Source organism: Paenibacillus castaneae (assembly GCF_002884445.1).
Lineage (GTDB): Bacteria > Bacillota > Bacilli > Paenibacillales > Paenibacillaceae > Pristimantibacillus > Pristimantibacillus castaneae.
This window is the reverse complement of the sequence record NZ_KZ614144.1, coordinates 5,701,789-5,712,705: the sequence shown is the minus strand read 5'-3', so window position 1 is coordinate 5,712,705 and position 10,917 is coordinate 5,701,789. Positions and strand designations below refer to the sequence as shown.

Annotated in this window: 6 protein-coding genes; all 6 read left to right on the top strand. The window is 46.7% G+C overall.

Annotation, left to right across the window (positions count from 1 at the left end):
- Nucleotides 1–130: 130 nt before the first annotated feature.
- The 6 genes from CEF13_RS25585 to CEF13_RS25560 all read left to right on the top strand — a co-directional run bounded on the left by CEF13_RS25585 (nucleotide 131) and on the right by CEF13_RS25560 (nucleotide 10,830).
- Complete coding sequence (locus CEF13_RS25585; RefSeq protein WP_102715214.1) at nucleotides 131–1,597, top strand: ABC transporter substrate-binding protein; 1,467 nt, start codon at nucleotides 131–133, stop codon at nucleotides 1,595–1,597.
- Nucleotides 1,598–1,676: 79 nt separating this feature from the next.
- Nucleotides 1,677–2,615, top strand: coding sequence for an ABC transporter permease (locus CEF13_RS25580; RefSeq protein WP_211297049.1), 939 nt, complete (start codon nucleotides 1,677–1,679; stop codon nucleotides 2,613–2,615).
- Between the two features lie 50 nt (nucleotides 2,616–2,665).
- Nucleotides 2,666–3,592 carry a carbohydrate ABC transporter permease gene (locus CEF13_RS25575; RefSeq protein WP_102715212.1) on the top strand — a complete coding sequence of 309 codons (927 nt, stop codon included), beginning with the start codon at nucleotides 2,666–2,668 and terminating at the stop codon, nucleotides 3,590–3,592.
- 32 nt (nucleotides 3,593–3,624) lie between these two features.
- Entirely contained in the window at nucleotides 3,625–4,944 is a 1,320-nt protein-coding gene (locus CEF13_RS25570) for a glycoside hydrolase family 125 protein (protein ID WP_102715210.1), read from the top strand.
- A complete protein-coding gene (locus tag CEF13_RS25565; RefSeq protein ID WP_102715208.1) occupies nucleotides 4,941–8,075 on the top strand; it encodes an alpha-amylase family protein in 3,135 nt (1,044 codons plus the stop codon). The genes CEF13_RS25570 and CEF13_RS25565 overlap by 4 nt, the downstream gene beginning before the upstream one ends.
- Nucleotides 8,076–8,094: 19 nt before the next feature.
- On the top strand, nucleotides 8,095–10,830 hold the full coding sequence (locus tag CEF13_RS25560; protein ID WP_102715206.1) for an alpha-mannosidase: 2,736 nt from the start codon (nucleotides 8,095–8,097) through the stop codon (nucleotides 10,828–10,830).
- Nucleotides 10,831–10,917: the final 87 nt, after the last annotated feature.

Here is a 10,917-nt window from a genome sequence, read left to right as displayed (position 1 = left end):
AAACCGTTACATCCGTTATTTTTATATTAGCCCCTTCAACACAACAGAAATCAGGGCTAAGCAATAAAGTAAGCGCATGTTTATGCAGTAGGATAGTGCTTCGCAACAACATCTAGGGAGGATATACAAAATGATTAGAAAGAAAAGAAAATTTATGCCGGCGCTAACGCTAATGCTGGTCATGTCAATCGTTCTTAGTGCCTGTGGAGGCGGTAAAAACGAAGGCGAAGGAACTGCTGAAAAACCAGTAGAGCTAATTTGGTACACAATTGGTACACCTCAAAAAGATGTAGATAAAGTAATGAAGGAAGTAAGCAAATATACAGCTGAGAAAATCGGCGTTACGATCAAAATGAACATGATTGATTGGGGCGACTATTCACAGAAGCTGCAGGTTATGACAGCATCCGGTGAAGCAGTAGACATTATGTTCACATCTTCATGGGCGTTTGACTACGTTCAAAGCGCTAGAAAAGGCGCGTTCATGCAAATCGATGATCTGCTGAAAGAGCATGGTCAAGGCATTATCGACACACTTGATCCGGCATTCCTTGAAGGCTCCAAGGTTGATGGCCATAACTATGGTATTCCGGCTAACAAAGAGCTGCCTGCTCAAGAGGTATGGCGCTTCAATAAGCAGTATGTAGATAAATACAAGCTGGACATTTCGAAGGCTACTACGCTAGAAAGCCTTGAGCCCATGTTGAAATTGATCAAAGAGAACGAACCAGGCGTATATCCTTTCGCTGTTGATAAGAATCAAATGCCTAACGTGCCTTATGACTACATCATCGAGAAGCTGCCAATGGCTGTCTCTCTTGATACGAAGGACTACAAAATCGTTAACGTTCTAGATACACCAGAAATGAAACAAGCTTTGAATACCATGCACAAATACTATAAAGCAGGCTACATTCCTACGGAAGCAGCTACGATGGATTCCATGACAGATGTTCAAACGACTGGCAAATGGTTCTCCGATCGTGCGACGACTCAGCCTTTTGCTGATAATCTATGGTCTGCAAGCTACGGCTACCCAGTCGTATCGACACCTGCAAGTGATGCGCTTATTTACAACTGGTCTGTTATGGGTTCGATGCAAGCTATTTCAGCTAACTCGAAGTATCCGGAGAAAGCAATGGAATTCCTTAACCTGCTAAACACAGATCCTGTGCTTCGCAACATGATCGACTCAGGCATTGAGGGCGTTCACTACAAAAAAACGAGCGACAACGTTATGGAAAATCTTCCTGAAGCAAAAAATTATGACATGCCAACCTTCTCGCTTGGTAACGTTATGCTCACGTATTTGAACAGCACAGATCCTGCTAACAAGTGGGAAGAGTTCAAAAAGTTTAATGATGCAGGTAAAGAAGCACCTCTTCTTGGCTTCAACTTCGATCCTACGAAGGTGACGACAGAAATAGCTGCCGTGCAAAACGTAAAAGAAGAATTTTGGGCGCCGCTAATGACAGGAACAGTTGATCCTGAAGTTTACCTGAAGCGTGCGAATGACAAGCTTAAAGCAGCTGGTCTTGATAAAATTATGGCTGAGGCACAGCGCCAGCTTGACGAGTGGAGAGCGGCTAACAAGTAATATATGAGAGGTATGAGGGGAGTGCTTCGCATTCCATTCATACCTTCTCTCATTAATCTGACTACAGAGAGGTGATCATGTGGGAGCCTTAGGGCGGTTTTTCAAAGATATTAACAAAAATAAAGCGATGCTGATCATGGTTCTTCCAGCTACACTATGGTTCATCTTCTTCTCCTATTTGCCGATGGCCGGTATGGTTATTGCGTTTAAGGAATACCGTTACAGCCGTGATGGATTTCTTGCCAGCATTATCCAAAGTAAATGGGTAGGACTACAGAACTTTAAATTTTTGTTTAGTACAAATGACGCTTATATCATAACGCGCAATACCGTTCTCTATAATATATTTTTTATCGTGCTTGGCCTTGTCATTGCTGTTGCGATGGCCATTATGCTCGCTGAAATTACGAACAAAAAATTAGCTAAGGTTTATCAGACAGGTATGTTCTTGCCATACTTCCTATCATGGGTTATCGTCGGCTATTTCGCATTCAGCTTCTTGAGCTTGGATAAAGGCGTTGTTAACCATATGTTTAGCTGGTTTGGAATCGATCCTGTGAACTGGTATTCAGATCCAACTTATTGGCCGATTATTATAGTCGTCGTGTTTCTATGGAAATCAGTCGGTTATAACAGTGTTATCTATTTGGCAGCCATCATGGGTATCGATAAATCGCTTTACGAAGCAGCAATGATCGATGGCGCAAACAAATGGCAGCAAATCCGGAACATCACGATTCCGATGCTGACACCGCTCATTACGATATTAACACTGCTTGCGATCGGTAAGATCTTTTATGCGGATTTCGGGCTATTCTATCAAGTGCCGCGAGACTCTGGAACGCTTTACAGCGTAACGAATGTTATCGACACTTATGTTTATCGCGGTCTTAAATCAACGGGTGAAATCGGCATGAGTACAGCAGCTGGTTTGTATCAGTCGATCATTGGATTCGTTCTTGTTATTACATCGAACGGAATTGTTCGTAAATTCAATAAAGACAATGCTTTGTTCTAGTCAAATAAGAAATTTGCTGGAACTAGCATTGCGAAGGGAGGAAAATCGCTGTGTCCGTTGAAAATGTTGGAAAAGCGAAATCTCGCGATTTTCATAAGTTAACGCCCATTTGGAATATCGGATTCCATTCCGTGGCTGGTATATTTGCTTTATTATGTGTATTTCCGTTCTTATTCGTTACGATTATTTCGTTTACAGATGAGTCAACGCTAGCCAAGAACGGCTATTCGCTATTTCCGGAAAAATGGAGTCTTGAGGCTTACAGCTATCTATTTAAAGCGGGGGATCAGTTGCTCCGGTCCTATGGTGTTACGATAGCCGTAACGGTTATTGGAACGGTCATAGGTGTTGTATTTACAGCACTTTTTGCTTATGCAATTTCGCGTCGCAGCTTTAAATATCGTGGATTTTTTGCCTTTTTCGCTTTCTTTACAATGCTATTTAACGGTGGTCTCGTACCGACATATATCGTAGTTACACAGCTTCTTGGACTTAAAGATTCGATTTGGGCACTCATCTTGCCGCTTGCGGTCAACGCCTTTTACATTATGATCCTACGTACGTTTTTCTCGACAATGGTACCGGATGCCATTATCGAGTCAGGGAAAATCGACGGAGCGGGAGAGTTTGGCATTTTCTTCAAGCTTGTGCTGCCTTTGTCGCTGCCGGGTCTCGCAACCATTGCTTTGTTCAGCACGCTGGGCTATTGGAATGATTGGTTTAATGCATTGCTGTACATTAACACACCGAATTTAGTGCCGCTCCAGTCCATGCTGATGCGGATTGAGAATAGTATGCAATTCATTATGCAAAATTCACAAAATGCTTCACTAAGCATGGGTGTTCTGCAATCCATGCCGCAGGATACGTCACGTATGGCAATGGTTGTTCTAGCAACTGGTCCGATTGTTTTCGCTTATCCGTTCTTCCAAAGATATTTCATCCAAGGCTTGACGGTTGGTGCCGTTAAGGAATAATAACGACATATTGCTAAAGGAGTATTTATAATATGGAACAATTTCGATTGCCAAAAATCCCGTTGCCGGAGCTAACGCTGCCGGCAGCGGTTCAAGATGTGCTGAAGGAAGCAGAGCAGAAGCTGGCGCATCGCCCTAAACTGCTTCAATTGTTCAAAAACTGCTTCCCTAATACGCTCGAAACGACAACGAAGCTGATGGATGATGGCACAACCTTTGTCATTACAGGTGATATTCCTGCACTATGGCTGCGCGATTCAGTGGAGCAGGTCATTCATTATGTACCATTCGCTAAAGAAGATAAGGATTTGCAGCGTATTATCGGCGGTCTTATCAAACGCCATATCGCTTACATTCAAATTGATCCTTATGCGAATGCATTCAATGAGTCCGCTAACGACTGGCACTGGAATACGACGGATGAGACAGAAATGTCCCCATGGGTATGGGAGCGTAAGTTCGAGCTGGATTCGATCTGCTTCTCGATGCGCCTTGCGCATGCCTATTGGAAGGAAACAGAGCTGACTGATATTTTTGATTCAGGCTTTAAAGCAGCGATGCGCCGTATCGTAGAGCTATGGAAGACAGAACAGCACCACTTCGAAAAATCACCATATCGCTTTACTCGTGACAACGGAATTCCGACGGATTCACTGCGCAATAATGGCTTAGGAATGCCTGTTAACTATACAGGAATGATCTGGTCAGGCTTCCGTTCAAGCGATGATGCTTGCGATTTCCATTACAATGTACCAGCGAATATGTTCGCTGTAGTTGCGCTGCGTCAAATGAGAGAGATTGCAGAGTGGGTATTCCGTGATATGGACTTCGTTAAAGAGCTGAAGAAGCTTGAGGATGATGTCGATCACGGTATTCAACTGTACGGTATTTATCAGCATCCAGAATTCGGTCCTATCTATGCATATGAGACAGATGGCTTCGGCAACTATTGCCTGATGGATGATGCGGGTACGCCAGGCTTGATGTCGATTCCTTACCTTGGTTATACAACTTCGGAAGATCCGATTTATCAAAATACAAGAAAATTTGCCCTAAGCAAGCATAATCCGTTCTACTATGAAGGAACAGCAGCGAAGGGAATCGGCAGTCCGCATACGCCTCCAGGCTACATTTGGCATATGGGATTGTCGATGCAAGGACTAACGGCTACCAGCAAGGAAGAAAAGCTGGCTCTAATTGACATGCTGGAAGCAACTGATGGGGATACAGGCTATATGCATGAAGGCTTCCATTCAGATGATCCGTCCATTTTCACACGCAAATGGTTCGCATGGTCAAACAGCTTATTCTCACAGCTCGTTTACAAAGCAATGAAGGATGAATTGCTATGAGCATAAGCTCCATTATTTTTTATGATCCATCGTTTCCGTCACATACACGCCTAAGTTCAATCTCAGAAGAGCAGCTCCTTCAACAGGGGAATGTTGTTAGCGCCAATGAGCTAAGCAAGGCGCTTCGCGCAGCGGAGGGCGGCACTTTTGTGAATATGCATGCGCCTTATTTCCCTAAGGAAGCGTGGAGCGATATATTAGCATTTCTAAAACGCGGTGGAGGCTTTGTCAGCATTGGCGGAGCGCCGTTCAAAAGTCCGGTATCCAGAAATGAAGCAGGATTATGGGAAGCGGAAGGCCAGCAAACCGCTTATCACCGTGAGCTTCATATCCATGAAATTTTGCCGGTAAGCGCAGCGCCGATCAAGACGCTGTCAGCATATGGGGATATTCCGCTGCTTCAAGGCAAGGAAGCGATGTTTGAGGTTTCAGGCACTTGGAACTTAGTGCCCCATGTAACCAAAACCAGTGATTTGCCACATCAGATGGGTTCAGCAGGACCAATGGATGCCAAATTGTACCCGCTCTTAAAGGGTATCTCATCTGAAGGAAGAGAAGTTGCCGCTCCCGTTGTGCTATGGGAGAACATGAACGGCAAGTTTGGGGGTGCGCGCTGGTTGTTCGTTAATCAGCCGCTGACCGAACAGTTCTGGCAGAGTGGCGGAGTTCAGGAAATTCATCGCTGGGCGGATTATTGCGCAGCAGGGGTTACGAATCTTTGGCTGAAGCCAAACTACGCTTCCTACGAGCCGGGAGAACGTGCTATGTTGACGCTGCAGGTAGAGCAACTTAGTCGTTCTGCTGAGCAAACGAATCCAGCTGTTAGCTGGAGCTTTTCTATCGTAGTTGAGCATGAGAGTCAGCCGGAGCAGCGCTGGACTAGCAGCCTGAATGTAGAAGCAGCTAGCAAGCAGCAAATCATTCGGATACCTGTATCACTTACACTTGTGAGCGGTTATTACAAGGTAGAATGCAGAGCAGAGTCAACCAGCGGTGAAGTGCGTATGCTTCAACAAGGCTTCTGGGGCTTTGATAGGGCATTGCTTGCGGAAGGCAATCCCGTTAGGAGCGAACGTGATTATTTTGTGAAGGACGGCAGACCGATGCCTGTTGTCGGCATGACGTATATGACCTCGGACGTCGCTCGCAAGTTTTTATTTTTACCGAATGCTTCCGTTTGGGATCGGGATATGGCTCAGATGCGGAAGGCAGGCATTAACTGGATCAGAACCGGCATATGGACGGCTTACCGGAATATCATGCAGGTGGACGGGCATGCTTCCGAGGAAGTGCTCCGCTCGATCGACGCGTTTCTGCTTACAGCGAAGCGCCATGATTTACAAATTACATTTACGTTCTTCTCCTTCACGCCAGAAACGTGGGAAGGGGAGAATCCTTATCTTGATCCGAGAAGTGTTGAGGCACAGAAACGATTCATTCGTGCAATCGTCTCGCGCCATAAGCAATCTAAGCATGTGGACTGGGATTTAATCAATGAACCGTCCATGTTTGATCCACCTCGTATCTTCTCTGATGGTCCAAGATCAGCACGAGATTCCTTTGAGAAGGCTGCTTATGCGGCTTGGCTGAAGGAGCGTCATGGTTCGGTGGAGCAGCTGCAGAAGCTATGGAACATGACACCAGAGCAGCTGCCAAGCTTTGAAGCGGCATTGCCGCCAGAACCAGAGGAAATAAACTTTGACGTTCAAGACATGCACCAAGGCAAGAAGGGTACACGTTGGTTGGATTATGCACTGTTCTCGATGGATATGCATAACCGCTGGGCGAGGGAGCTCTACGATACGATCAAAGATGAATGCCCGGACCATATGGTTACAGTTGGACAGGATGAAGCGCTCGGCGCGCAAAGGCCTTCCCCGTTCTTCTATGGCGAAGCTGTTGATTATACAACGGTGCACTCTTGGTGGCTGAACGATCATCTCGTATGGGATAGCATTTTCGCTAAGACAGCGGATAAGCCTAATCTCGTACAGGAAACCGGCATCATGTATGTCGAGACGCCGGAAGGTCGCGCCAAGCGTTCGGAGGAAGAGCTCAGAAGCATACTGGAGCGCAAATATGCATATGCATTTGCAACTGGTGGAGCGGGCGCTGTTCAATGGATTTGGAATACCAACTTCTATATGGACAATGCAAATGAATCACATATTGGGGCACTTCGAGCAGACGGTACGGAGAAGCCAGAGGCAGATGTATCTTATGATTTCGGACGCTTCATGGAAGAGATCAGAGACTTATTCACCGGTCGCGAGCTTGAGGATACCGCTGTTGTTTTCCCTTACTCCAATGATTTCTCTAACCGGAAGCTGGCATTTGATGCCACGACCAAAGCAACTCGCGTACTCACGTACGAGCTGAACAAACCGTTCCGGGGCGTATCGGAATATCATTTGAACGAGTTGGAAGCAAATCCTGCCAAGCTGGTTATTGTTCCGAGCGCTCATAATATAGATGACGCTGCATTCGATAGGCTTCTTGCTTATATCGAGCATTCGGGAGCTACACTCCTGATCACGGGCCCAACAAGCCTTGATGCGTATTGGCGGCCAGTCGAGCGTCATTCGGATCTGCTTGGCGCAAGAGAGCTAGTCAACGTGCGCCGCGAGGAGATGCTGCGCATCGGCGATCGCATGCTGCCTGTTTCTTACGGAAACCGCCGAATTGCGCAGGTGTGGAAGGAAGCTGTGGTAGATGCTGCTGAGGCAGATGGCAACCAGCTTATCGAGATTTCTCATGGCAAAGGGCGTATCCTTTGGTGCCCGCTGCCAGTTGAGCTGAATGATCGTATCGAGCCGATCTCGGCGATTTATCAATATGCACTCGCAGCAGCAGGCTGCAGCGAGGAGCTGAAATGGATCAAAGGCGGACATTTGCCAGGTGTTTATGGCCGTAAGCTGACCTTCCAAGACGGAGCGCTGCTTACATTCGTATCCGAGTTCAGCATGGATGTTGAAATTGAGGTACAAGACCCTGTAACAGGCATAAGGTACACATTCATGCTGGAGAAAGAGCGATCCGTATTATTTGCAGTAGATAACAACGGTGGGCTGCTGTCCGTCTATCGGCCAGATCAGGTGGACGTAACGGTATTGCCGTCTAACGATCATTAACAAGAAGAGGTGTACAACCATGTCCGATAAAAGAACCGCTCATATCATCTCGCATACCCACTGGGACCGTGAATGGTATTTACCATATGAGAAGCATCATGTCCTGCTTGTGAAATTGATGGATACACTGCTTCATACGCTTGATACCGATCCGAATTTCAAAAGCTTTTATTTGGATGGTCAAACGATTATTTTAGAAGATTATTTGCAGGTACGCCCAGAGAACAGGGAGCGCCTTGAACGTTACATCAAAGAAGGCCGTATTCCTATCGGGCCTTGGTATATTTTGCAGGATGCGTTCCTGACCAGCAGTGAAGCAAATATTCGCAATTTGCAAATCGGCCATCATGATGCAAGCCGTTACGGCACAATTGCGAAGGTTGGTTACTTCCCGGATACATTCGGTAATATTGGCCAAGCGCCGCAAATTTTGAAGCAAGCTGGCATTGACAATGCTGTATTCGGAAGAGGCGTTAAGCCGACTGGCTTCAACAATACGGTTGCCGATTCCGATTACGAATCTTCCTTCTCCGAGCTGATCTGGGAAGGTCCGGACGGTTCACGTGTACTTGGCGTATTGTTCGCCAACTGGTATTGCAACGGTATGGAAGTGCCGACTGATGAAGCAGAATCTAGAGAATATTGGGATCGTAAGCTTGCAGAAGCAGAGAAATATGCTGCGACTGGCCAACTCTTGTTCATGAATGGCTGTGACCATCAGCCGATTCAACAGGATTTGTCAGAAGCACTTGATACAGCAAGACGTCTATTCCCAGACACGGATTTCATCCATTCCAATTTTGAAGATTATTTGGCTTCTGTGAATGATTCTCTTACTCGCGAATTGTCTGTCGTGAAGGGCGAGCTTCGCAGCCAACGCACAGACGGCTGGTCTACGCTTGTTAATACGGCATCAGCTCGTGTGTATTTGAAACAAATGAATCAGCTTGGTCAAGCGATGCTGGAGAAAGTAGCTGAACCGCTTGCTGCCCTTGCTTATTCGCTTGGGCATGAATATCCGCATCATTTGTTTACGTATGCTTGGAAAACGCTAATGCAGAACCATCCGCATGACAGCATTTGCGGCTGCAGTGTGGACGAGGTTCACCGTGAGATGGTTACACGCTTCGACAAGAGCCGTCATGTCGCGGAAGCGATTATCGATGAGAGCAAAACCGCGATAGCGGGTGCAGTCGATACTTCCGTCTTTGCCCAATACGGCGAGGATGCTCTTCCATTCGTCGTATATAATACGACTGGCTGGAAGCGGAGCGGAGTCATTGAAGTTGAGCTTGATGTCGCGCGTATTTATTTCCGTGACGGCTTGAAGCTTGATGAGATGAATCAGAAAATGTACGGCATCGATGTAACGGGAAGAACGCTTGTTGACCGTAATGGCAAGGCTATCGCTCATTCGATGGTCGATATGGGACTGCAATTCGGCTACGATTTGCCGGATGATAAATTCCGCCAGCCTTATATGAGCCGTAAAGTGCGTTTATCATTCGAAGCGGAGCAAGTATCAGCACTTGGCCTGGCGACATACGCATGGGTACATGATGCTAAGACTGCGGAACAGCCGCAGGATTCGCTAGTTGCGGGTTCACATGCACTAGAGAATGAATGGCTTCGTATTGATATCGAAAGCGATGGATCATTTCATATAACCGATAAACGCACGAATCAAGTGTACCGTGATCTTGGTGTATACGAGAACACAGGCGACATCGGTAATGAATATATGTACAAACAGCCAAATGGCGAGCAAGCGTTAACGACGAAGGGGCTTCCAGCCAGCATTCATCTTAAGGAGAACACGGCTTACCGCGCCGTATTCGAAATTGTACATGAGTGGGCAGTCCCTGCTTCGGCAGACGAGTATTTTGAGCTTGAGAAGCGTGAGGCGGTTTATTTCCCTGACCGGAAGTCACAGCGCACAGAGCGTACCGTTCCGTTTACAATTCGTACCGAAATCGGTATTACTCATAACGGTCAAGGTGTAGAATGGAACTCCTCATTCAACAATCAGGCGAAGGATCACCGCGTTCGCGTTCTGTTCCCGACTGATTTGGTAACGAACGTACATCATGCGGATTCAATCTTCGAAATTGCTGAGCGCGATAATGAGCCGGCAGTTGAGTGGGTTAATCCGAGCAATGCACAGCATCAGCAAGCATTCGTCGATGTCAGCGGCGAGAACGCAGGAATGACCGTTGCAAACTTAGGCTTGAACGAATATGAAGTATTACGTGATGGCCGCAATACAATCGCTGTCACATTGCTTCGTGCAGTAGCTGAGCTGGGAGATTGGGGCGTATTCCCTACACCGGAGGCACAATGTCTCGGCGAGCAGAGCTTCAGCTTGATCATCCTTCCGCATAGCGGAGATGGCGTGGATTCTGGTGCTTATGCAGCAGCGTATCAGTTCCAAGTGCCTTGGACCGTAAGTCAAACTGAGGTTCATCAAGGCAAGCTGGCTCCTGCCGGCTCACTATTCGATTGGGAAGGCAGCAGCTTAGCTTTCTCCTCGTTGAAAGTTAACGAGCAATCCGGTGATTACCTTCTTAGATGGTATAATATGAAGCTGGCAGCTGCGGAACTGTCATTCTCAGCAGGCGAGTCTGCTCCAGCACTAGGCCAAGCCTATAAGAGCGATGTGCTTGAGAGTGAAGGCGAATTGTTGACGAGTAACGGGCAATCCATTAATATGGCAGTCGGTCCATGCGAGATTCTGACTGTTGGCATAAAACATTAATAAATAGTAAAGAAGCCCTCTGTATGGATTGCCATGCAGGGGGTTCTTTGCGTTCAAGCAGATCTCATTTTTTGATTTAACATCAAT